This window comes from Kitasatospora sp. HUAS MG31 (genome assembly GCF_040571325.1).
Lineage (GTDB): Bacteria > Actinomycetota > Actinomycetes > Streptomycetales > Streptomycetaceae > Kitasatospora > Kitasatospora camelliae.
In genome coordinates this window covers 7,791,070-7,816,330 of record NZ_CP159872.1, presented here as the reverse complement: position 1 = coordinate 7,816,330, position 25,261 = coordinate 7,791,070, and the positions used below count along the sequence as shown (strand labels likewise).

The following is a 25,261-nucleotide window of genomic DNA, read 5'->3' as shown; positions in this document are numbered from 1 at the left end:
CGTCACCCTGGGGTTCGGTGCTCGTCCTCACCGAACGGCGGGAGGTCGTTCGGGGTGAGGTCGGTGCGCAGGCGATGGGGTCGGACCGGGTGACACCACCGCCCAGCGGCGTCGCGGGCGACGTCGGCCGACACCTCCAGCACCGCCTGGGGATCCGCCAGGACCGCCTCCAGCACGTCCCGGCTGCCCCACCCCGCCGAGAACGTCCAGCCCTCCCACGGGTGCGGCCCCGCCGGTGCGGTCACCCCCGTTCTCTCCATCGACGAGGAGTCGGCCGCGGCGTCCTGGCCGACAGGTTCGGTGGGTAATCACGCGAATCCGTCCGGGATTCCTTGTTGTCGTCCGTCGGACCGCGGTGGAGCGCGAAAGCGGGAGCGCGGCCCACGTGTGGGACGAAGCAGGTCCTGCGGGTCGTCGGCCACTACCCATCGGCCCCCTACGCGTCGGACCCGCACTACCCATTCGTCCCGCCGAATTCCCGCTGCCCATACCTGCAAGAGGCGGAAAATTCGCCCTGATCCGTCCTGTCGGCCGTGGAAACGAGAGGCATTTACGGACTTTCATGGAAGAGCGCCGGCGGAAATCACGGATGGCGACCAGGAATGGTCACCCGCACCGGTGCGCGATGAAATCAGCAATGCGATTTTGCCGTCGGGCGAATTCCAGGGACGCAGGAGATGGACATGAGCAGCACCCGAGCCACCGTGCCGTCCGGCAGGCGCGTGGCCGGTCCGAGCCCCGCGTGTTCCCGCGCAACCTGTGCCGCGGACGCCGACGAGTCGTGCGTTCCGCAGATGCGGCATTTCGTGCTCCACTGCGTCCGCCGTCTCGGCGTGCCCGAGAGCGTCTGCGACACCGTGTGCCTGGTGGTCAGCGAACTCGTGACCAACGCGGTCCTGCACAGCGGGAGTCGTTCGGTGACGGTACTGGTCCGGATCGGGCCGGGTGACGTCCTGGTTGCGGTACGGGACAGCGGACAGTGGTGTGAACGGTCCGAGCCGCGTCAGAGCACTGCCGACGGCGGCGTCCCCTTCGGTCGCGGGCTGGACTTGGTCCGGGCCGCCGCGGACTTCTGCACGATCGACTCGGGTCCGGGCGGTACCGTGGCGGCGGCCGGTGTGCGCTTCGAAGACGTCACCTCCGCTCCGGCGGGAGCCGTCCGATGACCCCGGGAAAGGGTGGCGGAGAGGACCGAGGGGCAGTCGGCGGGCCTGCCGGACGGCGGGCTCTCAACCGTGCGGTCCTGCTTCGGGCGCTCCGCCGCTCCGGGCCGACGACCCGTCAGGAACTCGCCCGGCACAGCGGTCTGTCGTTGACGACTGTGGCGAGTCTGGCGGCCGAACTGGAAGCGGCCGGCCTGGTCGTCCAGCGCCCCGTGGTGCACGGCGGGAGCGGCCGTCGGCCGTTCCTCGTCGCCTTCAACCGCGCCGCCGGCACTGCGCTGTCCCTCGACATCGGATCGCGCCATGTGGCGGCAGCCGTCGGGAACCGAACCCGGCCCGTCATCGTGGAACACCGGATCGACCTTCCGTCGCCGCACCACGACCCGCGTGCCGTGGAACATCTGGCGGTCACCTGCGCCGAGCGGGTTCTCGCCGAAGCCCAGGCGGGGCCCGAGGTCCTGCTCGGGGCGGCCGTCGCAGTCGCACGCACGGTCCCGAGGGACCGCCATCCGCCTCGCGGGGGTTCGGGCACCGGGCGGGCGCCCGACCTGGCGCGAGCGGCTGGGGCAGCGCTGGCAGATCCCGGTAGCCGTCGAGAGCCGGGCCCGCATGGGCGTACTCGCAGAGTTCTCCAGGGGTGACGCCCGGGGCGCGCACACCCTCCTCAACCTCGCCCTGGACGGCCGGATCGAGATGGGTATCGCGATCGGCGGCATCCTCCACCGCGGTCGCACAGGCAATGCCGGCGGCATCGGCCACCTCGTTGTCCGCACCGGCGGCCGTCTCTGCCGGTGCGGACAACGCGGCTGCCTGGACGCATACGTGGACGACGCCGCCCTGCGTCGTGCGCTGCTGGCGCGCGCCCCCTCGCCGGAGGCCGCGCAGGACGCCGTTCACCTGCTCGCTCAGGCGACCGCGGCGGCGGCGCTGCTTGTCGACCCGACGGCCGTGGTGCTGGGCGGCAACCTTCCGGCTCTGGGCGGCGGACTGGTGGAGCGCCTGCGGTCCGCGTTGGGTGCGATCCTCCCGCCCGGGACCGTCCCGCCGGTGATGTGCTCGACGCTGGGCAGTCGGGCGCCACTCCTGGGCGGCCTGGAGCTGGTGCTGTCGAAGGCCGGGTCTCCCCCTTCGGACTCCCCCCTCTGGATCCGGCAGTGAGGCCTGACCGACAGCCGGTCGGCTCGGGCGGGCAGCCGCCGGTGGCGGGCGGTCGACCTCATTCAAACACAAACAAACACGATCCGGGGCGGAGCCCTTCGCCCTGCGGCATGGAAGAGCCGGCATCCCAGGGCTTCGGGTCTCCGCCAGATGGTCCGGCGGAAGGGATTCACGGCCGGCGATCGCGACAGCGCCAAGGTGCTCGTGGGTCACCCCGCGACGGGTCTTCGACCCGGCAGAACCGGGGCGATTAATCGGGAGCCCAATTCCGTCGTACCGGAAGGAAGTTTGCCGAGCCGAGCACGTCCGGGGGCGACCGGTCGCCGCGGATGGTCACAACGCGGTTTCGGCATCCCACCCCCCTTGACGCCACTCGCCACGCGATTGTCAGATGTCGCACACCGTTCGAACCTGTTGGTTCTTGGTGGTTATGGACTGTGCGTCACTTCGCGACAGCCGCCTGAGGGATCCCTCACTCCGCCGGTCGGCCATCGAGGCCCGATGCCAACCGGCTCCCTGCACCCACCCACGCCGTCATTCGGCTCACGCTCAAAGGAGCTGTCCCATGTTCCGTACGACCAGCCGCACCGTTGCCGCGACCGGATTGTTGCTCGCGCTCGGCCTCACCACTGCCTGCTCGACCGGCCAGCAGTCCGGCTCCGGCTCTGGCGGCGACCAGGTCGCACCGGTCAGCGGGAAGATCTCGATCACCTACCTGCAGAAGCAGGGCGACCAGGAGTACTTCGTCGGGGAGGCGGCCGGGGCGAAGGCGAAGGCCGCCGAGCTCGGGGTGGACCTCAAGGTGGTCAACCTCGGCAACGACGCCAACAAGACGGTCAGCGAGGTGCAGTCCGCGATCGCGCAGAAGTCCAACGGCCTGATCATCGTCGTGCCGGACCCGGCCGTCGGCCCGCAGGTCGCCCAGGCCGCCAAGGACGCCAAGGTCGCACTGCTGACCTCGGACGACCAGATCTGCACCAACGGCCCGGACCCGTCCGCCTGCGCCAAGGAGAACCTGGTGCCCCGGATCGGCTTCTCGGGCCAGCAGATGGGCGGCGAGGTCGGCAAGCGCGCCGCCGAGGAGTTCAAGAAGGCCGGCTGGAACCCGGCCGAGACCCGCACCGTCTCCGCATGGAAGCAGGACGTCACCGTCTGCGGGGACCGGGTGAAGGCAGCCAAGGAGGCGTTCGCGGCCGGTGTGGGCGTCGAGGTGAAGAACATCGACGTCGCCACCGACAACACCCCGACCGGTGCCCAGGACAGGATCGCCGCCACGGTGACCGCCAACGCGGGGGTCAAGCACTGGGTGGTCTGGGGCTGCAACGACGAGAACGTGCAGGGCGGCGTGACGGCCCTGGAGAACGCCGGAATCGGCGCCGACAACGTCATCGGTGTCGGCCTCGGTGCCTACCTCGCCTGCAAGGACTGGAGCGGTGGCAAGCCGTCCGGCATGAAGGCCGCCCTGTTCATCAACGGCAAGGACGTCGGCGCGCTCGCCGTCCAGACCATGGTCGACAAGCTCAAGAACGGCAAGGACTTCCCGAAGGAGGCCTTCGCCCCCACCACCATGGTCGACCCGACCACCTGGAAGTCCGCCGGCGTCTCCTGCAGCTGACACCGCCCCCGATCCGGCCGGCCCGTCCCCCGGGGCCGGCCACCCGCCGCCGCCGTTCTGCCCCCGGCCCGGGGGCAGAACGGCACCCCGCGGCGCCCGGAACCCGTGGCCGCCGCCGGAGCCGGCCTCGCCACGGCACGCAGACACAATCTTTTTTCCGCACGACTCGAAGGTGACCACCATGAGCACAGCCCACGGCACGGATCCCAACCCCCGCCCGCCCACCGTCCGTTCTTCCGGCAGCGCCGGTGTGCAGGGCCTCTCCAAGTGGTTCGGCACCGTGCGAGCCCTGTCCGAGGTCACCCTGGACTTTCCCGTGGGCCAGGTCACGGCCCTCATGGGCGAGAACGGCGCGGGCAAGTCCACCCTGCTGAAGATCCTCGCCGGCGACCACCGGCCGACCCTGGGCAGCGTCGTGCTCGACGGCGAGTCCGTCCAGTTCGCCACTCCGACCGAGGCCCGCCGCGCCGGCATCCGGATCATCCCGCAGGAACCGGAGATCATCCCGCACGTCTCGGTCGCCGAGAACGTCTACGCCGGTGCTCTGCCCCGCAGGGTCGGACGGCGTCTGGACCGTGCCGAACTGCGCCGGCGGATCACCGCCGATCTGGAGCGGTTCGGTTTCGACAAGGTCCTTGACCCGGACCTGATCGGCTCGGAACTGACCCCCGCGCAGCGGCAGTTGGTGGAGATCCTGCGAGCGCTGACCGGTGAGGCGAAGGTGATCGCCTTCGACGAGCCCACCTCCTCGCTCTCCGAGCACGAGGTCGACGCGCTGTTCGCCCTCATCCGCCGGCTGCGCGACCATGGGGTCGCCGTCGTCTACGTCTCCCACCGGATGCGGGAGATCTTCCAACTCGCCGACCGCATCGCGGTCCTGCGGGACGGCGCACTCGCCGGAGTCCAGGACGCCCACGCGACCAGTGAGGGCGAACTGGTCCGCCTCATGGTCGGCCGCGACCTGTCGACGATGTTCTCCCGCCCGCACGTCGCCACCGACCGGCTGGTCCTCGACGTCCGCGGCCTGACCACCGACGATGTCCGTGACATCGACCTGCAGATCCACGCCGGCGAGATCATCGCTCTGGCCGGTCTGATCGGGGCGGGCCGCTCGGAGCTCGCCCTCGCCCTCGCCGGCGACCGGCCCGTCCGCTCCGGCACCGCCACCCTCGGCGGACAGCCGCTGCGCTTCGGCAAGCCCGGCGCCGTAATCCGCGCGGGCCTCGGGCTGGCACCCGAGGAGCGCAAGGCGCAGGCGCTGTTCCTGCACCGCTCGATCCGCGACAACACCTCCACGGTCGTCCTTGAGCGTCTGCGCCGCTTCCGCTTCGTCCGGCGCGGCGCGGAGAGGGAGCTCGCCCGCGAGTACGCGGACCGGCTGAGGGTGCGCACCCCGTCCATCGAACACGAGGTCCGCAAGCTCTCCGGCGGCAACCAGCAGAAGGTCGTCCTGGCTCGGTGGCTGGCCCGCAGGCCCAAGGTCCTGATCCTCGACGAGCCGACCCGCGGCATCGACATCGGGGCCAAGGCCGAGATCTACGAGATCATCGCCGACCTTGCCGCCGACGGTGTCGCCGTCCTGGTGATCTCCTCGGAGCTCCCCGAGGTCCTCGGCCTCGCCGACCGCATCGTTGTCATGCAGAACGGCCGCATCACCGGCGAACTCGCCCGCAACGACGCCACCGAGGAAGCCGTCCTCAACCTCGCCATGGCCGACGACATCGCCCCTGTCCCCACCTCTGGAGTCCCCGCATGAGCACCACGACCGACACCTTCCCGCCCACCGGCAGCGGGGCCGCCGAGCCGCAGCGAAAGTGCGCGCGCCGCTCGGCACTCCTGGCCGGGGTGAACGGGCAGAACCTCAGCCTGATCGGCGCCCTGGCCGTCGTCCTGACGCTGTTCGGGGTTCTGAACGACAACTACCTCAGCTTCTCCAACATGCAGGTGATCGCCGAGGCCGCCACCATCACCGGCCTGCTCGCCGTCGTCCAGACCGTTGTCATCATCTGCGGCGGCCTCGACATCTCCGTCGGCTCGCAGGCGGGCGTCGCCTCCGTGGTCTCCGCGATGGCCTTCACCTCGGCCGGCTCCAACGCCTTCATCGGCATGGCCGTCGCCGTCGCCGTCGGTGTCCTCATCGGCCTGCTCAACGGCGCCGTCATCGTCTACGGCCGGGTCAACCCCACCATCGCCACCCTGGCCGGCCTCGCCGCATACAAGGGCCTCGCCCAGCTGCTCTCCGACGGCCGCGCCCAGGGCTACGTCCTCAACGACCCCGTCTTCGTCTTCCTCGGCCGCGGCAGGATCGCCGGACTCCCGGTCATGGTGTGGATCCTCATCGTCACCGCCCTCGCCGTGCACCTGCTCCTGAAGTACACCGACATCGGCCGCAACATCTATGCCATCGGCGGCAACGACACCGCGGCCCGCCTCGCCGGCATCAACATCAACAAGTACCTGGTCGCCGTCTACGCCCTGATCGGCACCGTCGCCGCCGTCGCCGGCATCCTGCTCACCGCCCGCACCGGCAGCGGACAACCCACCTCCGGCAGCGAGGGCCTGGAGCTCAAGGCCATCACCGCAGCAGCCCTCGGCGGCTGCGCCCTCAAGGGCGGCAAGGGCAACATCGGCGGCACCCTGCTCGCCGTCGCCCTGCTCGGCGCCCTCGAGAACGGCCTCACCGTCCAGGGCATCAACGCCTTCTGGCAGAACGTCGCCCAGGGCGCGCTCCTGGTTATCGCGGTGGTCGTCCAGCAGCGCCGCAGCGGCGAACGCGCCATCGGCCTCCCCGCCTGACAGCACGGCCATGAACCACAGATCTCCGCCGTGACCTGCCCCTGCGGCCGCCGCAGGCGACGGCCGGGCAGGACACCACCCGGAGATCCGGCCACGTCCGCCCGACTCGCCACAACGCCGGTGGCGCCCGCCCGGCGGGCGCCACCCGCATTCGCCGCTGGTCTCGGTCGGGCGGACTGACACCGGGTCGTACGACCGGACTTTGGACCGGGCGGAGCGCCTCGTCAGCTGTCGGCTTCGAGGGCCCTTCGCACGTCGTCGCGGGTCACGCCGAGTTTCCTGAGGACCTTGGCGACATGGTGTTCGACGGTACGGGGCGACAGCGACAGCGTGCGCGCGATGTCCTGGTTGGTGGCGCCGGTGGTGAGGAGTTCGGCGACCTGGTGTTCACGAGGGGAGAGATCGGTTCCGTAGGTCCGGCGGCCGCGTGGCAGGGACCGCAGCCGTCCGCTGCCGCGGAGTGCCTGCTGGCAGCGGTCGGCATCGGCGGTGGCACCGAGGCGGTTGAAGACGTCCAGGGCGTACTGGAGGTCGTGGGCGGGCCGGTCGGGGGTGTGCGCGAGTCGGTGACGGCCCATCTGTTCGGCCACCAGGGCGGCGGTATGGACGCGGCCGATGGCCTCGTACCGGGTGCGCGCACGTTCGAGGTGGTCCAGGTACGCATCGGGGTCCGTGTCGGCGGCGAGCAGGCCGCGACACCATGACACACCTGCGGTGACCCCCGGGGCGTCCAGGTTCCTGATGCCGTGTGCCGCGTCGTCGGTGAGGCGGCCGGCCTCCGCACGGAGTCCGCAGGAGAGTGCGGCCTGTACGGCGGTCGGGAGCAGTTCGACGGGTCGGACCCACAGGTTCTTGCGGTGGACGGCGGCCGTCGCCCGCTCCATCCGCTGCCACGCGGCCGACGAGTCGCCCTCCAGCAGATCGAGGCGGGTGAGCACGGAGATCCCCACCTGCCCGAGGTCCCAGTTGGGGTTCTCGCTGAAGCTGACGACGAGCGGAGCCAGGCTCTCGCGGGCCCTGGCCCAACGGCCCCTGGCCGTGTCGAGCGTCGCGCTCGCCACCAGGAGGCCGAATCGGAGCGTGCTGCCTTCGGCCACCTCCGACAGCATCACCTCGAGCCTCCGGTCCAGATCGGTCCAACGCCCGTCCGCGAGATCCAGGTGCAGAAGAATCCCCTGGCAGCTCTGCTGAATGATCTGGGAACCGGCGCCGCGGGCCAGTTCCTCCGCCTCGCGCAGGAGAGCGCGGGCTGCCTCGTCGCAGCCGCGGTTCATCCGGTGGTACGCCGCGTTGTGGAGTGCCCGGGCGCAGTGGCGCAGGATTCGGCGGTCCGCGCTCTGGCGTGGAAGCTCCTCGATGAGTTCCCGCCCGCGCGGGTCACCGACGAGTTCCAGCATGGTGATCCTGCTGGCCAGAACGTCCGCCCGTGCGAGCGGGTCGGCACTGTGGGACACCAGCGCGGCCGCTCGCTCCGTCAGCGCCAGATCCTCGGCGATGCTGCCGCCCCGTGAGCTGAGGCTGGAGAAGACGCCCAGGCAGGCCATCGCCACCGCCGCCAGGTCCGGCCTGCTCTTCAACTCGACGATCGCCTGCTCCAGCTCCGCCAGGTCGGCCCGGTGGACGTCGGTGTTTCCCAGCGTCCGGCCGAGATTCAGGCGGATCTCGCCGCGGACCTCGGTGGCGAGGTCGGGGTCGGCGATGATCCGGCGCAGGGTCGCGACGCTGGCCGCGGGGTCGGCCCGGTGCGTGGCGATGGTGCTGAGGGCAAGCGCGGAGCTGGTCCGGTCGTCGGACGGCAGGGCGGGTTCTGCGAGGAGTTGCTGGAGGAGCTCGGCGGCGACACCGTCGTCGCCGAGCGCGATGGCGTGGCGCGCGGCGGCGAGTGCCCTGGGCGGCCAGGCGGCGGTGTCACCGGCCATGCGGGTGTGGTGGGCGATCTGCACCAGGGCGGGCGGGTCCTGGTCGGACAGGGCGCCGACGGCCCGGGTGTGCAGTCGGCGGCGGCGCGGGCCGGGGATTCTGTCGTAGACCGCGCGGCGGGCCAGGACGTGGCGGAACCCGTACCGACCGGGCTGCTGCTCCACCAGCAAGTCGGCGTCGAGTGCTGCGGTGAGAGCCTGTTCGGCCTCGCCCTCGACCGTTCCGGCCACCCGGGCGAGGAGTTCCTCAGCGGCTGGCACGGCCAGGACGGCAGCTGCCTCCGCCGCGGCTCTGGCAGCGCTGCCGAGTGGAGCCAACCGGCTGTTCACCGTCTCCTGCAGCACCCGCGGCACCCCGGTGTCGTCGAGTGTCGTCGGTTGGCCGCGCTCGCTCCTGGCGAGGCGATCGGCCAGGCCGAGGAGATCCTCCTCGGCGGCCAGCGGCAGGCCGCCGCTTCGCTCGAACAGTTCCCGAACCACCGAGGCGCCCGCCCTTGGGCCGATCACCGAAGCGGCCAACTCCCGGATGTCCGCCCGGGTAAGGAGCCCCAGGGCGATCTCGGTGCCGCCGACGCCGACCGGTCTGCGGTACGGCGAGCCGAGCACGTTTCCGCTGCCGGGCAGATCGCCGGCCCGGTAGGTCAGTACGAGCCGGAGCTGCTGCGGAGGGTTGCGGGCCAGCAGGAGCAGGAGATCGCGAGTCGCCTCGTCGGCCCAGTGCAGGTCCTCCACCATGAGCACCGCAGGTCCCAGCGCGCTGAGAATCTCGTGCACAGCACGGACCAGCAGTTGGTTGTGCGTACCGCCGGTCGGCCCCGGCGCGGCCGTCGGGAACCGGTCGGCGAGCTCGGGAACGTAGGGGGCGAGGGCCGCCGTGGCAGGGCCGAAACGAGCGGCGGACGGGAAGAGCGACCAGCCGTTGCGCAGCGCATCGATGGCGGGGCCGAAGGGCAGCGGCTCACGCAGGGGATGGCACGCTCCGCGCAGCACCGGCAGGCCCTCGTCGTGCAGACGGCGCGCTGCCTCACTGAGCAGGCGGGACTTTCCGATCCCCGCCTCACCCTCGACGAAGACGACCGAGGGGCCCTCGTGCAGAGCCGACAGCAGCGACCGCATCTCGTTCTCGCGCCCGACGAACGCGAACCCCGCGCGCCGGTCGGAGCCCGGTAGGCCGGCTTGCACACCTGGCATGAGCGCCCAATCGAGCTGATCAAGTAGCCACGAGCAGATTCTCCCACTCCGCCCACCCGGGGGCCAACGATCCGGCCGCCGCCGATCGGGACGCCCGCTGGGGCGCCGGGCGGGGCCGTGGTCGCGGGCAGGGCGCCGGCAGCCCGTTGTCAAGCTCTCCGCCTTCAACCGGGGGCTTTCGCCGCGCGCCGTGACCGCGGTGTCAGGCGTCGGGCCGGTCGGACCTATGGCCGGGTGGGGAGCGGCCTGTTCCACCGTGGCCTCCAACTCCTCTCCAAGGAAGTCGACTTGGCTCATGGTCGAGGTGTCGTGGCCGCAGGTCGCAGTCGTGGTGGACGGGCTGTCGCGCCGGTCGGGGCCGCCGCTTCCCCTTGACGTGCCCTGTGGTGCGCTGACATACATGGCGCCGACATCACTGTTGCAAAATGTTTGAATCGGTTCTGATATGTGAGGGTGCCATGAGCCGTTTGCCACACGCAGTGTCGGGTGCCCTGGCGGGGATCGTCGCGCTCGCCACGCTCGGATCCTGTGTCGGCCGGGATCCGCGACCCGTCGGGGGATCCGGCAGGATCTCGATCACCTACCTGCAGAAGCAGGGTGACCAGGCGTACTTCCGGGACGAGGCGAGGGGAGCACAGGCGCGCGCCGCGGAGCTCGATGTCGATCTCACCGTCGTGGACGTCGGGACCGACGGGAAGAAGACGCTCGACGCACTGCGGGCGGCGGTGTCCCGCGGTGCGAGCGGTGTGATCGTGGCGTCGCCGGATCCTGCCCTGGGGCCGCAGCTGGTCAGGATCGCACACGACGCGCGGGTGGAGCTGCTGGCTTCCGACGACCAGATGTGCGAAGACCTTCCCGACCCGAGCGTGTGCGCCCACCAGAGACTCGTGCCGCGGGTCGGGTTCGACGGAGCCGCAATGGGTGACGCGGTCGGCCGCCGCGCCGCCCAGGAGTACCGGAAGGCGGGGTGGAAGGCGGCGGACACGCGGGTCGTCGCCGCAGGCCGAACCGACCTCAGTGTCTGCGAGGACCGGATCGACGGAGCCAAGCTGGCGTTCCTGCAGAGCGGGGGCCAGGTCCGCACCCTGACCATCGCGACGGACAACACCTCGGAGGGCGCGCGGAGGGCGGTCGCGTCGACCACCGTCGCCGAGCCGGGTTCGCCGCGGCACTGGGTGGTGTGGGGCTGCAACGACGAGAATGTCCTGGGCGGCCTCTCCGCACTCCGGGCAGCAGGCGTCGGTGCCGCGAACGTCATCGGCGTGGGGCTCGGTGCCTACCTCGCCTGCAGGGGCTGGGAGGACGGAGATCCCTTTGCCATGAGGGCCGCCCTGTCGATCAACGGCAAGGAGGTGGGTACCCTTGCCGTGCAGGCGATGTACGACAAGGTGAAGAACGGCAGGGCATTTCCGGGGGAGGTGCTTGCCCCCGCGGTGATGGTCGATGCGGAGTCGTGGCGATCGGCCGGAACCGAATGCGGCTGATGCCGGGGCGGCCCGCGGTGGCCGTCGGTCTGCAGCGCTGCGGCGACCACGAGAGACGCCTGCTCCTTGGCGGCGGAATTCCGCTCTGTGCTGTGCCGAAGCACCTGGATAGGGTGCCCGTGTCATCGCGACTCGACGAGATGGCCCAGCAGGCCGGGGTCAGCGATGAAGGTCTCGGGAGTGTGGTCGGGCGGAACGTCGATGGGGCGGCCGGCTGCGATGTCGATCAGGACCGTCCCCTTTCCCCTCGAGTCGATTCATGGCACCAGCGGCCGCGTGGCCGCCGCCCGGGCCCGATCACGGCTGACCGTCGGGGCGGCTGGTGCGGCACCGTCTCCGAACAGGGCGGTTTCGGTGCGAGGCACGCTGACGTCGGTGGTGGCCGGTGTCGGCTCCGGCGCGGCTACCGAGATGGCGGGGCGGCCAACAGGATCTCGTAGACGACAGAGGGGTGGCCGGGGGAAAGGACGGTGAGGGCCAGAACCAGCAGGGCCCCAGTACAAAGCGGCCGGCCGGCGGCGACCGACCGGTCCGGCCCCGAGGACATATGGCGTCGGCCCGGGCCCCGTACGCGGGGCCCGGGCCTTGGGTCGCCCCACTGCTGGTGTCAGGTCAGCTGTAGGGCAGTCGCAGGACGGTGAGGTTGCCGGTGCCGAGGGCACTGGGGTTGGTGCCGAGGGCGTTCCAGATCTCGGCCCTGACGGTGCCGCCGGTCAGGTTGCATGCGGCGCCGGTGACGGATTCGAGGCCGGTGGTCTGGGTGTAGTGCTCCCAGCCGGCGACGGGGTCGGTGGCGTAGTAGCGGTAGGTCTCGACTCGGTCCCAGGAGCCGTCGCCGGTGCAGTCGTAGGAGAGACGGAGCTGGGTGGCGTTGCCGACCGCGTTGTTCGCGTCGACAACGAGGTCGAAGCCGGTGGTGCCGCCGCTATAGGTCAGGTTGAGGCCGGTGGCGGTCATCGTGAGCGGGCTGGACGGGGTGCCGTCGTGGTTCGCCCCGCCCGCGGAGGTGATCACCGCGCTGCCGGCCACCCGGGTGGCCGCGGTCAGGGTGCCGTCGCCCTGGGCGTGCAGGGTGGGCGAAGAGGTGCCCCCGGTGCCGTCCGTGGCCGACGGCGAAGCGGTCGAGCCGGTGGTCGCGGTGTAGGGGAGGTTGAGGACGGACCCGTTACCGGTCCCCAGGGTGGTGGGGGCGTTGCCGAGGGCGTTCCAGATCTCGGCCTTGACGGTCCCGTTGACCAATTCGCACGGGGTCCCGGTGGCCGAGGCCAGGCCGGCGGTCTGTGTGTAGTGCTCCCAGCCCGGAACCGGATCGGTGGCGTAGTAGTGGTAGGTCTCGACGCGGTTCCAGTTCCCGTCGCCGGTGCAGTCGTAGGAGAGACGGAGCTGGGTGGCGTTGCCGACCGCGTTGTTCGCGTCGACAACGAGGTCGAAGCCGGTGGTGCCGCCGCTATAGGTCAGGTTGAGGCCGGTGGCGGTCATCGTGAGCGGGCTGGACGGGGTGCCGTCGTGGTTGGCGCCCCCGACCGAGGCCACGATGGCGGTGCTGGCCGCCTGCGTGGTGCCGGTGAGGCTGCCGTCGCCCTGCAGGTAGAGCGTCGGCGAGGAGCCGGTGCCGCCGGTCGGCAAGGGGGAGGCAGAGGTGCTGCCGGAGGGGCTGCCGGTCGGCGAGGCCGAGGTGGACGGCGATGCGGAGCCGGACGGTGATGCGGTGGCGGTCGGGTCCCCGGTGGGGCTGGAGCCGCCAGTGGCGCTGCCGCCGCTCCAGGTGTTGGCGCCAGTGGCGACGGTCTTGCCAGGCGGGACGTTCACGGTGGTGCCGTCGGAGAAGTGGACGGTGCGGGAGTTGGCGGTGATGTTGGCGGCGACGTAGGTGCGGGCGCCGTTCTTGACGAAGACCGAGGCCAGCGGGGAATCCGCGGTGACGGCGGTGTCGACGGTGCCGAGGGCGGCGAGATTGCGGATCCAGTGGAAGGTGTGGGCCTTGCTCTCGCCCTCCTCCGAGGTGAAGGAGTTGTCGGCGCGGAACGCCGCGAGGGCCTTGTCGCCGTCGCCCAGCGCGAGGAACTCGTACCAGATGTCCGTCCAGATCGTCGGCCGGGTGTGGCCGCTGTTGGTGAGCATGTCCTGATAGTCGGCCTTGACGTAGGCCGGGTCGTAGCCGAGGTAGAGGTGGCCGCCCGTCACCGGGAGGAGGTTGATGCCCTGGATCTGCTCCGGGGCGCTGGAGAACCAGGTGGCGTACGCGCCGCCGTCGCCCCACACCATGCCGACCTCGTCGTGCGGGAAGGTGCTCGGGTAGTTCTGGTGGCTGCTGTCGAACCAGTAGTCCTGGATGGCCGCGGCCTGCGTGGTGTACATGTAGATGCCGGCGTCACGGACGGCCCTGTTGCCGGTGACCTCACCCCACTGGATCAGGCCGTTGTCGAAGTTCATGCCCTCCGACGAGGACTCCTGGTTGTTTCCCGCGGCGAACGAGCCGTGGCCGGACGCCCAGTCATGGCCGTCGTAGATGTCGAAGTCCCGCAGGTACGGGAAGCGTGTGTCGCTGCGGTCGTAGTTGTTCGCGTCGCGGATCAGCAGGTCGACCATGCCGCCGTACTGGCCGTTCGCGGCCCAGGCCGGGTCGAACTTCGCGAGGGTCGCGGCCGCCGCGACAAAGTAGCCGTAGTGGAAGTGGTGGTCGTTCAGCTCCTGGTCCGAGCCGTACGAGGCGGGGTAGCCGATCAGCGTGCCCCAGTTCCTGTCGTAGTAGAACAGGTGCGCCGTCTTGCCCTGGGAAGCCGTGAACCAGTCGGTGAGCTTGGACTTGATCGCCGTCAGCGCCGAGTCGCGGACGGCGGTGTTGCCCGTCTGGTCCGCGATCTCCGCGATGCGGGCGGCCCGGCCCAGGCCCTTGCCCGTCCAGTAGGTGTCGTCGCTGACCTGCTTCGTCGGGTCGGCCTTCTCGGCGTTCAGGTAGTTCTGCAGCGTGGTCGCGTCCGTGCCGCTGCCGTCACCGACCGCCGGCACCTCCGGCAGCACCCCGTGGTAGACCATCGACGTGGTGAACGAGGAGATGCCGGCCAGGACTTTCAGCGCACCGCGCCCCGAGACGTAGGTCTGCGGCAGCGGGCTGCCGCCGGCGAGGTAGCGCCATTGGTGCGGCAGCAGCGCGGCGACCGTCCCGGTCTCCGTGCCCTCCCGGGCGACCGTGGTGAACCGGTAGTCGGTGGTGACCGTGCCGCTCGCCTCGTCGTAGCGGTAGGCGACCGTGCTGCCGGTGACGTGGCTGTGCGCGTACTGCCCGTACGTTGCGGCGAGCGCGGCACGCTCGGAGGCGGGCGTCGACGGCGTGGTCGGCAGGACGGCGATCGAGAAGTAGCCCTTGCCCGCGAGCGACGAGGTGATGGCCGAGCCGTTCACCGACCAGGTCGCGCCGGCGGGGGCATAGGCCACGTAGTCGTGGCCCTTGATCGTGTAGCCGATCGACGAGCCCGTGTTGGACCAGACGGCGGCACTCGCACCCGGCACGACGGAGATCTGCGCGTCGCCGCCAGCCACCTGGAAGTACGCGAATGGCAGACCCTCGCCGATGGTCGCCCGCACCGTGCGCGCCCCGTCGGAGAAGTACGGGCTGACCGTCCAGTCGCTCCACCCGTCGACCTTCACCTCCGGCGCGCCGAGACCGGTCACGCCCGCCACGAAGTCCTCGCTGTACGGGAAGTGGTACTCCCCCACGCCCGTGCCGCTGCCGGAGATCGCCGGAGTGATGGTGTACGAGAAACCCAGCCCCGCCGACTGCGCGCGGAACCCCAGCGGATGCGCGAACAGCGGCTCACCGTACGCGCAGTTGGTCTTCTTCCACAGGATCGACGACCACCAGTCGTTGGTCGGCACCGCACCCGCAGGGGCGTTCGCCGTCACCCACTGACGCGGATTCGTCGACAGGTTCCCGCAGCCCGACGGCAGCGGGCCGGGCGTCTGGGTCGTGTAGCTGCCCGCTCCGACCGTGTCGGCAGAGGCGACAGTCTGCGGGCCGAGCGCGGCCAGCGCGGCACCGAGCAGCGCGGCCACGAGGCCGACGGCCCCTGCCCGCAGGAACCGGCGGTCTCCGGACAACGGCCGTAAACAGCGGGTGTCCGCCCCGCGCGGGCCGGGGACGGGTACCGCCCGTGGAGTTCGGTCGGCAGGTCTGATCAGCATGGGATCTCCCAGGGTGGGGCCGCGCACCGGGACAGCCGCGCGGCGGGAGGATGCAACGATCTGCGCGAGAGCCATCGCCAGGTGGAGCTGATCGTGCGCGACGACAGGAACCCTCGATTGAGAGCGCTCTCAAGTCGAGGAGGCTAAGGGGGTGCTCACGGGCCGTCAATACTTTCGACGCCATCCGACAAGCGGCAGGAACCGCCGATAGGCCCGGAGGAACGCACCAAGCCGGACGCGAGCGGCCGCGGAGCCCCGTAGCCGCGGTACCGGCAGCGGGTCTGCGCTGTCGCCGCACCTCGCCTACCAGGCATTCCCTCTTGCGCGCGGGTCATGAGCGCATTGATGCCGGACCACCAAAACCCGGACGGAGCCCTGTGGGGAGTCCAGGGGTCACCGGAATGCCGGGCGCCTTCCCGATTTCCAGCAAGCCGAGGAGATCACATTGATGCTTCAAGCCATTGACGCACCGCCAGGAAGGCGGCACGGCTCTTGACATCCAGAGAGCGCTCTCAGGATAGGCTGGAGAGACCGCCGGGATGCTATCCAGCCCCGGTGCGGCCTTTCCTCGCGGGTGGAAACGCTGCTGCCGTCGGCTCCGTCAGACGGCTGCGGGCCGGGACCCCGAGGGCGGTCCCGGCCCGCAGCGTCGGTGTTGTCAGCGCCGCGACTTCGGCGGGGTCATCCGCGCGTGGAGCAGCTTGGCGCGATTGAGTTCGGTGCCCTGCTTGTGGTCTTCGTTTAAACAGGGCGGCGAGACCGGCAGGGGCCTTGTCCCAGTGGTCGTGGAGGCTGGTGCCGGCCTCCACCAGGAGGAGGACGAGGACGGCTTCGACGACGAGAACGACCAGGGCGATGAGGTGCCCGGCGAACGCGGCCGCCCACACCACCGCCACCACCAAGGCCACCCCCCTGATGGGCGGCGGCATCGCCGGCGACCGGATCTCGCCCACCAGCGCGGCCTCCGCCGCCGCCCGGTCGGCACGCGCCCGAGCACCGGCCTGCCAGGCGTAGTAGCCGGAACGAGCGACGCCCAGGACCTCGCACAACCGCTGGACACCGAACTCGGCGGCATGGGCGGAGATGAAGTCCCAGCGGCGGGCCCTCACTTCATCTCCCGTGCGAAATACGCGGCTGCCCGGCGCAGGATCTCCTTCGCGACGGCCGCGAACGTGCGCCGGCCCTCCGAGGCCCGGTACAGCGCGACGGCATCACGACGGAACTCGTCCGAGTACTTCGACGGACGTCCCACCTGGACTTCCCTTCCTGGATCGTCAAGATCCAAGTGTCAGGGTGTCCACGTCACGGGGCAAAGCTCAAAGTGTGAGCGGCGGGCGGCCTGCGGAGAGCGATGTACTGGACGAGTTCCATGCGGCCGGAGAACGGTCGCAGACGCTTCTGACCCTCACTTTCGCCGACCTGCACGGTTTTACGGTCGAAGGGCCACCGTCCTGTCGGCCGCCTTCATGACCCGCGTCGCAGCCTCCACGACATACCCGACCCCGTGCGAAGGGCGGGCATACGCCCACGCATAGCACCGATCCGTACGCACCGCGCCGGCCGCGAGCCCGGCCACCGGCGCCACTCCGACAGCCCCGGCCGACATCCCCAAGCACGGCCGGATGGCGATCCTCAACCGTACTGGCCGGGAGTTCCTCGCCGGCGAACTCCCGGTGACGCGCAGCCGGCCGGGCCCGAGTTCGAGTCCGACCTCGACCAGACCGCCGCTGTGGCGCACGGCGTTGGCAGCCAGTTCCCCACGATCGGGAGCGTGTCCTCGACTAGGAACGGCCTGGCACCATCGAGTCGGCCGCACCGGCGCCACACGTCCACGGTCTGCGGCGCGAAGGCGACTGCCGGGCCCACGTGGGCGGTGCGGGGCGTGAACCGGAGACGGCGGTGGTACGGGAGTACACGAGTCGGGGGCATCACGGCCGTCCAGTCGTCGAGCGGGGCGGGCGCTGTCGAGATCCGATCGGCTACCCGGCGTGAGAGCAGCGAACCGGATCGCCGACCGGACGGCTGCGCGCCACCTCCGGTCCGGGACCCCTTCGCCGCCCGGCCGCCGGAACACAGAGCCGCGAACCCCCGGTCAGGGCAGCGGCACGGCGTGAAGGCAGATATGACGGCCGGGCCCCGGCGACGCGGCGAGTGGCCTCGCCGCCTCCCCTTCGATCGCCACCCGGAAGGCGCCCGTCTCATCCGCGTACACCGGCATCCCCACGGCGGTCAGCTCGCCGGTGGGGTGCACGATGACGACCTCGGGCGGCCCGTGTCCGCCGAGGGGGCCGGGCAGGGTGATCGCGTAGCGCAGAGGTCTGTCCATCGGTGGCCTCACTTCACTCGGTGTGCGCGGCGGTGTCGGCCAGGGCGGCGCGGACACTGTCGTAGATGGTGAACACCTCGTCGGCGCCGGTGATCTCCAGCAGCCGGCGGGTCTGGGAGGTGGGTGCGGCCAGCACGAGTGGGAGGCCGGCCGCGCGAGCGGCGATCCGGGTCTTGAGGAGCGCGTTGAGACCGGTGGAGTCGCAGAAGCCCAAGCCGGCAAGGTCGACGACCAGCCGGGGCGGGCGATCGGCCACGGCACGCTCGAGCGCGCTCTCCAGCCGCAGGCGCTGATCCTGGTCGACCTGGCCGTTCAGGTGGACGATCCGAGCGGCACCGCTGCCTGTCGTGGTGGTGATCCGCAGCAGCGTTGCGGTGGCACCGGTGTCCGCGAAGCGTGTGCCATACCGGGGGGACATGAGGAGCTCCCTTCCGGCCGGGGGAGGTGTCCGTACGCGAGCCCGCCTCGGGCCGGTGACCTCGTCCGAGGCGTCGCGTCGCCGGAGGCGGAGGCCCGGCGGCGTTCCCGCGCTCGCGGGCCGGGCCCGCCTCTTCAGGCGGCGGCCAGTTCGGCGCGGCCGAACAGCGGGGCGTAGCCGCGGGGCAGGTGGGCGAGGATGCGGTCGGTGAGGTGGGGGTCGGTGAGGGTGGTGAGGGTGGCCAGGACGGAGGAGGCGTCCCAGCGGGCGGCGGTGAGGCTGGTGCCCAGGGTGTGGGCGAGGGTTTCGATGAAGGCGGGTGCGGCGACGGGGTGGGGCAGGGGGATCTGGGCGGCGAAGACGGCCCGGGCCCGTTCGGGTAGGGCGGCGGCGAGGTCGCAGCGTTCGTCGCCGGTGAGTTGGGAGCCGAGGAGGGCCAGGACGGCGGTAAGGACGCGTTCGGCTTCCTCGTGGCTGGGGTAGCGGCCGCCGGTGCGGACCTGCTGGAGGAGGCGGCGGTAGCGGGTCATGGCGGGCGGGTCTTCCGTGTGGGGCCGCGCGGCTGGCGGGGCGGCGCTGAGCGGGTCAGGGGCGGTGGCTGGCCGGTGGGCGGCCGAAGAGCAGGTCGTAGCCGGGTGGGAGCTGGAACAGGATCCGGTCCATGAGCTGGTCGCCGGCGGCGTCGGCGACGATGGACAGGACGGCGCCGATGTCCCACGGGGCGGTTTGCTCGGTGGCGCCCTCGATCCAGGCGGCGGTGGCGCGCACGAACCGGTCGGGGGTGAGCGGTTCGGCGGCCTGGAGGGGGTTGAGCAGGACCAGAGCCAGAGCCTCGGGCAGGCGGGCCGCCAGTTCCGCGCGGACCTGGCCCACGAGGTGGGCGCCGAGCAGGGCCAGCACGACGCGGGCCGCGCGTTCGGCTTCCTCGGCGGTGTCGTATTCGCCGCGTTCTTGGACCCGGTCCAAGAACGCCTCCCATCGGAGCGTCACTGCGGATCCTCCCTTCGCGCAGGAGCGATCAGGGGGTGGGGGTCAGGCGGCCGGTGAGGCCGGTGAGTCTCAGCAGCCTGGCCACGGGGTGACTGACACCTCGCAGGACCAGGCGGCTGCCGGTGCGGTCGGTCTGGTTGCGGGCCCGGACGAGGGCGCCCAGGCCCGAGCAGTCCATGAACGTCACTCGGGACAGGTCGAGCAGCACCTCCCGGTGGGCGTCCAGCGCGTGGGTCAGCTCGCGGCGCAGGCGCGGGGCGGCATCGAGGTCGATCTCGCCGTGTGCCCGCACGACGAAGGGAGCGTGGCCCTGGTCTGGCATGGGCTGCTCGCTGTTCTGGTCGGTGCCCTCGCGTGGCGCGTGGGGGGGTAGGGGCGGGGTGTCCCGTGCCGCTTCCCTCGGGGGATTACCGGGGCGGCACGGGACTGCCTCGGGGCCGGGTCAGGCCTGGATCTGCTTGTGGTCGTCGCGGTGGCTGATCGCGATCTTCCGGGGCTTGGCCCGCTCGGCGACCGGGATCCTCAAGGTCAGCACGCCGGCGTCGTAGTCGGCGGTGATGCCCTGGGGGTCGAGGGTGTCGGAGAGCATCACCTGGCGGGAGAAGACGCCGAGCGGGCGCTCGGACAGCTCCCACTTCACGTCCTCCGCGTCGTGGCGGGGACGACGTTCGGCCTTGACGGTCAGCATGTTCCGCTCGACGTCGATGTCGATCGCCTCCGGGTCGACCCCGGGCAGGTCGAAGCACATCACGTACTCGTCGCCGGCGCGGTAGGCGTCCAGCGGCATCGGGGTCGGCCGGGACCAGGTGCCGGTCGTGCCCAGGAACTGCTGGGTCAGGCGGTCCAGCTCGCGGAACGGATCGGTGCGCATCAGCATCGCGAAACACCTCCAAGTGGGATCAAAGGGTGCCAGTGCGTTTCACCTGTCACCGTTCTAACACGTCATCCATCCGATGACAAACCCTACTCGTCGTTGTTAAGGTGACAACATGCGTGAGAAGCCCCCGAAGCCCGACCCCCGCCCCGAAGGCACCGAGCCCCTCTCCTTCCTCGCCGCCGCCGCTGCCCTGGCCGCCATCGACGACGCCGTCCGCGCCGCCCAGGCCCCCGACGCCACCCCGACCGGCCCGAGCGCTGGGCACCCCAGTCCGGAGGAAGCCGGCCCCGAGCAGGCCCTGGCCGCGCTGGTGCTGCTGCGCGAACTACGTGCCGAACTCGCCGGCTGGGAAGCCGGCCTGGTCGAGAACGCCCGCGCCGCCGGCGCCACCTGGGCCGACCTCGCCCGCCCCATGGGCGTCGCCAGCCGCCAGGCCGCCGAGAACCGCTACCTGCGCCTGCACCCCGCCCGTGCCACCGCCCCCGCCGCCGGGACCGAGACTGGCGCGGAACGCGTCAAGGCCGTACGCGACCGCCGGGCCGCCGAACGCACCGTGGCCGCCTGGGCCCGCGACAACGCCGCCGACCTGCGCGTCCTCGCCGCCCGGATCACCACCACCGGGCTCGCCCCCGACGCCCGCCCCGCCCAGGCCGCCCTCACCGCCGCCCTCGGCACCACCGACCCGGCCGACCTCATAGAGCCCCTCGCCGCCATCCGCCCCCATCTCGGCCCCGACCACAACGACCTCGCCACCCGCCTCGACGACCTCACCCGCCACACCCACCAGCTCCGCGATGACAGCAACCGGCGCCGCGCCTGACCCCACCACCGCCGAGGCCCGCTGGCAGCACCTCCTGGACCGGATCCACGACCTCGAAGCACAAGTAGCCGCCACCACGAGCACCGTCACCGCCGCCCTCGACACCCACCTCGCCCGGCTCGACGCCCTACGCCACCACCACGCCCAACCTTGGCCCCTGCCCACCCCCAGCCCCGGCCCCGGCCCCGGCCCCGGCCCCGGCCCCGGGCAACAGACACCCGGCCGCTCCGCCGAGCAACCGGGCCTGCCCACGGCACGCGCGGGAGCCGCCCCGCGGTCCAAAACCGCCTGAACCCGCAAGCCCCGCGTCCGCCACGGACCGGCGAGGCTCCATCGGACGCCTCAGCCGAGCCACTCGGGTGCCGCAGCGTGCGGTGCGCACCGTGGGCGCGGCGGTGACACTCGGAGGGTGCTCCGGGCCGCGTGGCAGCGGCGCGGCCCGGGGCGAATGCGAGTCCCTGGGGGAAGGTGGATGTGGGGCCCTGAGGGAGGACCAGTGGTGATGAGCGATCAGTACACGCCGCGGAACCCGGTGGAGCAGTACCCCACTCCCCCAGCTCCGGAACAGTCCCAGCCCCACCCGGGCAGCGGCCGCGGCATGCGCCCCGAACCCGACCACGGTGAGGAGTCCTACCGGGGATCCGACCGTCTGAGCGGCAGGGTTGCGCTGATCACGGGCGGCGACTCCGGGATCGGTCGTGCCGTCGCCCTGGCCTTCGCCCGCGAGGGCGCCGACGTCGCCTTCTGCCACCTGCCCGAGGAGCGGGACGACGCCGAGGAGACCACCCGACTCGTGACCGGGTCCGGCCGTCGGGTCCTCGCCGTCGCGGGCGACCTCCGCGAGGAGACCTTCTGCGCGAGCCTCGTGGACCGGTGCGTGGAGATGTTCGGCGGCCTGGACGTGCTGGTGAACAACGCCGCCTACCAGATGTCCCAACCCGACGGGCTGGTCGCGATCAGCACCGAGCAGTTCGACCGGGTGATGCGGACCAACCTGTACGGCATGTTCTGGCTCACCCGCGCGGCCCTCCCCCACCTGCACGCCGGCGCCTCGATCATCAACACCGCCTCCGTCCAGGCCTACAAGCCGAGCCCGCACCTGCTCGACTACGCGATGACCAAGGCCGCGATCGTCGCCTTCACCCAGGGACTGGCGATGCAGCTGGCCCCCGACGGGATCCGCGTCAACGCGGTCGCCCCCGGACCCGTGTGGACACCCCTGATCCCGGCCACCATGGACGAGGAGAAGGTCGCGCACTTCGGCGAGCAGTCCCCCCTCGGCCGGGCCGCCCAACCCGCCGAAGTGGCCCCCGCCTACGTCTTCCTCGCCTCCCAGGAGGCGTCCTACATCACCGCCGAGATCGTCAACGCCACCGGCGGCACCCCCCTGCCCTGAGCCACCACGTCCCACGATCCAGCCGTCAGCCACGGCTCGCGGCGTATAGGACCCGCCGTCCAAGTCCCGAGACCTACCGGTGAACCCGCACTCTTGAAGCCGCCGGGTAGGCGGGAGGTCACGATGAGCGCGCCGACCCCGAGAGTGCTGCGGTTCGGCGTGGAAGAGGAGTTCCCGCTCGCCGATCCCGCGACCCGCACGACCGTGCCGAAGGCCCGTCCCGTACTCCATGAGGCCGCCCGGCTACTCGGGAATCGGGCGCAGTTCGAGTTCCTGCAGACCCAGGTGGAGGCCTGCACGCGGCCGGTGGCCACGGCCGCCGGGCTGCGGGCTGCGGGCTGAGCTGGTGGCGATGCGCCGCACCCTGGTACACGCTGCGGCCGGCGCCGGTTGCCTGCTGGTCGCCTCCGGGACCGCGGTACTGCCCAGCCGGCACCCGTTGCCGGTCACGGAAACCGACCGCTACCGACGGGTGGCCGCGCACATCGACCGCGAGGTGTGGGACCAAGTGGGAGGGGAACTGTGCGGCTGCCATGTCCATCTCGGCGACCTGGAGCGGGGCGAGGCCCCGGCACTTGCCGCACACCTGCGCCCCTGGCTGCCCGCCCTCCACGCCCTGTGTGTGAACTCCCCGTTTTGCGAGGGCCAGGACACCGGCATGGCCGGGACCCGCTGGGACCGGTACCTGGCCTGACCGACGTGCGGGCCCGCCCCGCTGCTGTATGAGGACGGCTACGAGCGGACCGCCCGGCGGCTGATCGCCGCCCAGGTGATCCTCGCGCGGAAGATGATCTATTGGGCGGCGCGGCCGTCAGAGCATCTGCCGACCCTGGAGGTCCGCGTCGCGGACACGAACGCGGACGTGGACATACCGGGGTTCCTCTCGGTCCGCGGATCCGGCGAGCCCGTCCTGTTGGTCGGTCCGGTACTCGCCGACGGGTTCGCCCCGCTCGTCGCCGAACCGGCGCTCGCCGAACGGTACCGCCTCATCCACTACCACCGGCTGGGGTGGGCGGGCAGCACCCGCACCCCCGGCCCGGTCGGCATTCCCGACCACGTCGCCGACGCGCTGGCGCTGCTCGACTGTCTCGGAGTGGAACATGTCCATGCCGTCGGGCAGTCGAGCGGCGCGGCGGTCGTCGCGCAGCTCGCCGAGGACCACCCCGAGCGCGTCGCCACGGCCGCCCTGCTGGAGCTCTCCCTGCTCACCCGTCCTGCCGGCCGGGCGTTCCTCGCCGAGGCGGCGCCGGTCCTCGAGGCGTCTGCGAACGGCGAGACCGAGCGTGCGCTGGGCATGTTCCTGGCCGCCGTCAGCGGGATGAGCTGGGCGGAGTGCCGGGCCGTGCTCGAGGAGCGGGTACCGGGCAGCGTCGCGCAGGCGGTCAAGGACGCCGACACCTTGTTCGCCGTCGAGTTCCCCGCCCTGGCCGAGTGGCGCTTCGGTGCCGATGACGCCGCAGCGCTCCGGCAGCCGGTGCTGTCCGTGCTCGGTGCCGACACCCGACCGCTGTGGACCGATGTCGCCGGATTCCTCCGCGCCACCGTCCCCGACGTCCAGGAGCACACCGTCCCCGGAGTCGGTCACCTCCTCCCACCTCGAACGGCCCCGGCCCGTCGCCGAGGCCCTGGCCGGGTTCCTGGGCCGGCACCCGATCCCGTCCTGAGCCGGATGAGGTGTCGGTGAACGAGCGATTCCCGCACAGCACCCGGAGCCGCTGCCGCCCGTCACCCGGACCTCCTTGCGGCGGTTGCCCTCAGCGCCATAGCCGGGGAGGCCGCCGCTCCTTCCCCGGTTCCGGTGTCGGAGCGCTCACGCCCCCGTGTCCGCCTCCCCGGCTCGCCATCGGCGCGCCCCGCAGGTCACACCTCGGAGCTTCCCCAGCCGACAGAGAGGACCTGGGCCTCAGCCGACCCGGTCCAGGACGGACGCCAGCGCGGCGCGCAGCTGTTCGTCCTCGCGGATCATCGCGTGGTCGGACCCGGAGGCGACCAGGCGGCGGTCCCCGGTGGCGAGCGCGGCCAGCCGACCGTGCTGCTCCGGCGTCAGGGCGGCGGCGCCGAGGGCCCGCAGGGCGTCGCAGGCGCCTTCGAGGTCGGCGCGGGTCTCGGCGGAGTGCAGTGCCGCTTCGGCGAGCCGGGCGCGGTCGAGGCCGGTCGGATCGGCGACGGCGAGCAGCCCGAGGACGGCCGAGGGCGCCAGGCGGCCGGGTCGTCGAGGAGGGCTTCGAGCCGGGTGGTCAGGGGGCGGCCGGCCGGGCCGAGCACGGCGATGTCGCGGGCGGCGCGGGCGGCCGTCCAGTGGGACCACGGTCGGCCCTCACTGCTGTCGAGCACCGAGGCCAGCACCGGGACGACCTCGGCCGTTTCCCCGGCGATCCGCCACAGGGCGAGCGCCAGGGCGAGGTCGGTGTCCGCCACCGGTGTGGTGTCGCGGTCGATGGTGCGGCCGAGCGCCCGTCCGCAGGGCCGGGATGAGACGGGCGGCCGCCGGGCCGAGGTCGGCCACGGCGCGGGCGCCCTCGATGGCGCCGCCCACACGGTGGCGAGCGCCGCCTCGGCGGCGGCGAACAGCGGCCCCATCTCGCCGGTCAGCTCGTGCAGCGCCTGCGCCACGAACAGCTTCCCGGCGCCGGCCCGCAGGGCGGTGGCGGCCTGCTCGCGCTGCTCCGGCCCAATGCCGGCGGCGGCGACGGCGGTGATCGCGGTGGCGGCGTACTGGAACCGGGGCAGGACGGCGCACGGTTCGGGCAGCGCCTCCACGGCCTGCGGACCCCATCGCCGCAGCAGATGGACCAGCCGGGCGTCGGTGGGCGCCACCGAACGGTGGCGCCCGACATCTCGTACACATCGCTGTACGAGATGTTCTCCATTTGCGCCAGGGCTCGACCGCGCAGGTCGGCCCTTCGGCGTACGACCGTCATGGTCG

Annotated in this window: 23 protein-coding genes and 1 pseudogene; 13 read left to right on the top strand and 11 right to left on the bottom strand. The window is 71.8% G+C overall.

What is annotated here, in order from left to right; translation table 11 throughout:
- Positions 1–2: 2 nt before the first annotated feature.
- Positions 3–245, bottom strand: a complete 243-nt coding sequence (locus ABWK59_RS35420; protein WP_354644772.1) for a hypothetical protein — start codon at positions 243–245, stop codon at positions 3–5.
- A gap of 432 nt (positions 246–677) precedes the next feature.
- Here ABWK59_RS35420 and ABWK59_RS35415 point away from each other — a divergent pair, with 432 nt between their 5' ends.
- The 6 genes from ABWK59_RS35415 (at position 678) to ABWK59_RS35390 (ending at position 6,732) form a co-directional block, all read left to right on the top strand.
- Positions 678–1,166, top strand: a complete 489-nt coding sequence (locus ABWK59_RS35415) for an ATP-binding protein (protein WP_354644771.1) — start codon at positions 678–680, stop codon at positions 1,164–1,166.
- Positions 1,163–1,804 carry a MarR family transcriptional regulator gene (locus ABWK59_RS35410; RefSeq protein WP_354644770.1) on the top strand — a complete coding sequence of 214 codons (642 nt, stop codon included), beginning with the start codon at positions 1,163–1,165 and terminating at the stop codon, positions 1,802–1,804. The genes ABWK59_RS35415 and ABWK59_RS35410 overlap by 4 nt, the downstream gene beginning before the upstream one ends.
- Positions 1,725–2,321, top strand: a complete 597-nt coding sequence (locus tag ABWK59_RS35405) for an ROK family protein (protein WP_354645197.1) — start codon at positions 1,725–1,727, stop codon at positions 2,319–2,321. Before ABWK59_RS35410 ends, ABWK59_RS35405 begins: the two co-directional genes overlap by 80 nt.
- Before the next feature lie 565 nt (positions 2,322–2,886).
- The gene (locus tag ABWK59_RS35400) at positions 2,887–3,936 is read left to right on the top strand and encodes a substrate-binding domain-containing protein (RefSeq protein ID WP_354644769.1); all 1,050 of its coding nucleotides are present in this window, start codon (positions 2,887–2,889) and stop codon (positions 3,934–3,936) included.
- Positions 3,937–4,117: 181 nt separating this feature from the next.
- A complete protein-coding gene (locus tag ABWK59_RS35395; protein WP_354644768.1) occupies positions 4,118–5,692 on the top strand; it encodes a sugar ABC transporter ATP-binding protein in 1,575 nt (524 codons plus the stop codon).
- Entirely contained in the window at positions 5,689–6,732 is a 1,044-nt protein-coding gene (locus ABWK59_RS35390; RefSeq protein ID WP_354644767.1) for an ABC transporter permease, read from the top strand. The genes ABWK59_RS35395 and ABWK59_RS35390 overlap by 4 nt, the downstream gene beginning before the upstream one ends.
- Positions 6,733–6,956: 224 nt before the next feature.
- Here the strand turns inward: ABWK59_RS35390 and ABWK59_RS35385 are convergent, their stop codons facing one another.
- The gene (locus ABWK59_RS35385; RefSeq protein WP_354644766.1) at positions 6,957–10,109 is read right to left on the bottom strand and encodes an ATP-binding protein; all 3,153 of its coding nucleotides are present in this window, start codon (positions 10,107–10,109) and stop codon (positions 6,957–6,959) included.
- Between the two features lie 158 nt (positions 10,110–10,267).
- Here ABWK59_RS35385 and ABWK59_RS35380 point away from each other — a divergent pair, with 158 nt between their 5' ends.
- A complete protein-coding gene (locus ABWK59_RS35380; protein ID WP_354644765.1) occupies positions 10,268–11,326 on the top strand; it encodes a substrate-binding domain-containing protein in 1,059 nt (352 codons plus the stop codon).
- Between the two features lie 612 nt (positions 11,327–11,938).
- On the opposite strand, the gene ABWK59_RS35375 is transcribed toward ABWK59_RS35380, so the two are convergent.
- The 8 genes and pseudogenes from ABWK59_RS35375 to ABWK59_RS35340 all read right to left on the bottom strand — a co-directional run bounded on the left by ABWK59_RS35375 (position 11,939) and on the right by ABWK59_RS35340 (position 20,119).
- Positions 11,939–15,424, bottom strand: a complete 3,486-nt coding sequence (locus ABWK59_RS35375) for a glycosyl hydrolase (RefSeq protein WP_354644764.1) — start codon at positions 15,422–15,424, stop codon at positions 11,939–11,941.
- Between the two features lie 1,019 nt (positions 15,425–16,443).
- Positions 16,444–16,760, bottom strand: a pseudogene (locus tag ABWK59_RS35370) (IS3 family transposase); the annotation flags it as partial.
- Positions 16,761–17,600: 840 nt separating this feature from the next.
- Complete coding sequence (locus ABWK59_RS35365; protein WP_354644763.1) at positions 17,601–17,834, bottom strand: DUF6296 family protein; 234 nt, start codon at positions 17,832–17,834, stop codon at positions 17,601–17,603.
- 13 nt (positions 17,835–17,847) lie between these two features.
- On the bottom strand, positions 17,848–18,252 hold the full coding sequence (locus ABWK59_RS35360; RefSeq protein ID WP_354644762.1) for an STAS domain-containing protein: 405 nt from the start codon (positions 18,250–18,252) through the stop codon (positions 17,848–17,850).
- A 134-nt stretch (positions 18,253–18,386) separates the two neighbouring features.
- Positions 18,387–18,782 carry a DUF2267 domain-containing protein gene (locus ABWK59_RS35355; protein ID WP_354644761.1) on the bottom strand — a complete coding sequence of 132 codons (396 nt, stop codon included), beginning with the start codon at positions 18,780–18,782 and terminating at the stop codon, positions 18,387–18,389.
- A gap of 55 nt (positions 18,783–18,837) precedes the next feature.
- Positions 18,838–19,242, bottom strand: coding sequence for a DUF2267 domain-containing protein (locus ABWK59_RS35350; protein WP_354644760.1), 405 nt, complete (start codon positions 19,240–19,242; stop codon positions 18,838–18,840).
- Positions 19,243–19,270: 28 nt separating this feature from the next.
- Entirely contained in the window at positions 19,271–19,564 is a 294-nt protein-coding gene (locus tag ABWK59_RS35345) for an STAS domain-containing protein (protein ID WP_354644759.1), read from the bottom strand.
- Positions 19,565–19,684: 120 nt separating this feature from the next.
- Positions 19,685–20,119 carry an Hsp20/alpha crystallin family protein gene (locus ABWK59_RS35340; protein ID WP_354644758.1) on the bottom strand — a complete coding sequence of 145 codons (435 nt, stop codon included), beginning with the start codon at positions 20,117–20,119 and terminating at the stop codon, positions 19,685–19,687.
- Between the two features lie 112 nt (positions 20,120–20,231).
- Here ABWK59_RS35340 and ABWK59_RS35335 point away from each other — a divergent pair, with 112 nt between their 5' ends.
- The 6 genes from ABWK59_RS35335 to ABWK59_RS35310 all read left to right on the top strand — a co-directional run bounded on the left by ABWK59_RS35335 (position 20,232) and on the right by ABWK59_RS35310 (position 24,019).
- Complete coding sequence (locus ABWK59_RS35335; protein ID WP_354644757.1) at positions 20,232–20,939, top strand: hypothetical protein; 708 nt, start codon at positions 20,232–20,234, stop codon at positions 20,937–20,939.
- Positions 20,914–21,231 (top strand): hypothetical protein, encoded by a 318-nt coding sequence (locus ABWK59_RS35330; protein ID WP_354644756.1) that lies wholly within the window; start codon positions 20,914–20,916, stop codon positions 21,229–21,231. Before ABWK59_RS35335 ends, ABWK59_RS35330 begins: the two co-directional genes overlap by 26 nt.
- A 210-nt stretch (positions 21,232–21,441) precedes the next feature.
- On the top strand, positions 21,442–22,335 hold the full coding sequence (locus tag ABWK59_RS35325; RefSeq protein WP_354644755.1) for an SDR family oxidoreductase: 894 nt from the start codon (positions 21,442–21,444) through the stop codon (positions 22,333–22,335).
- Positions 22,336–22,458: 123 nt separating this feature from the next.
- Complete coding sequence (locus ABWK59_RS35320) at positions 22,459–22,677, top strand: hypothetical protein (protein ID WP_354644754.1); 219 nt, start codon at positions 22,459–22,461, stop codon at positions 22,675–22,677.
- 10 nt (positions 22,678–22,687) lie between these two features.
- Entirely contained in the window at positions 22,688–23,029 is a 342-nt protein-coding gene (locus tag ABWK59_RS35315; protein ID WP_354644753.1) for a glutamate-cysteine ligase family protein, read from the top strand.
- Positions 23,030–23,197: 168 nt separating this feature from the next.
- The gene (locus ABWK59_RS35310; RefSeq protein ID WP_354644752.1) at positions 23,198–24,019 is read left to right on the top strand and encodes an alpha/beta fold hydrolase; all 822 of its coding nucleotides are present in this window, start codon (positions 23,198–23,200) and stop codon (positions 24,017–24,019) included.
- Positions 24,020–24,378: 359 nt separating this feature from the next.
- On the opposite strand, the gene ABWK59_RS35305 is transcribed toward ABWK59_RS35310, so the two are convergent.
- Positions 24,379–25,152, bottom strand: coding sequence for a hypothetical protein (locus ABWK59_RS35305; RefSeq protein ID WP_354644751.1), 774 nt, complete (start codon positions 25,150–25,152; stop codon positions 24,379–24,381).
- Between the last annotated feature and the right edge of the window lie 109 nt (positions 25,153–25,261).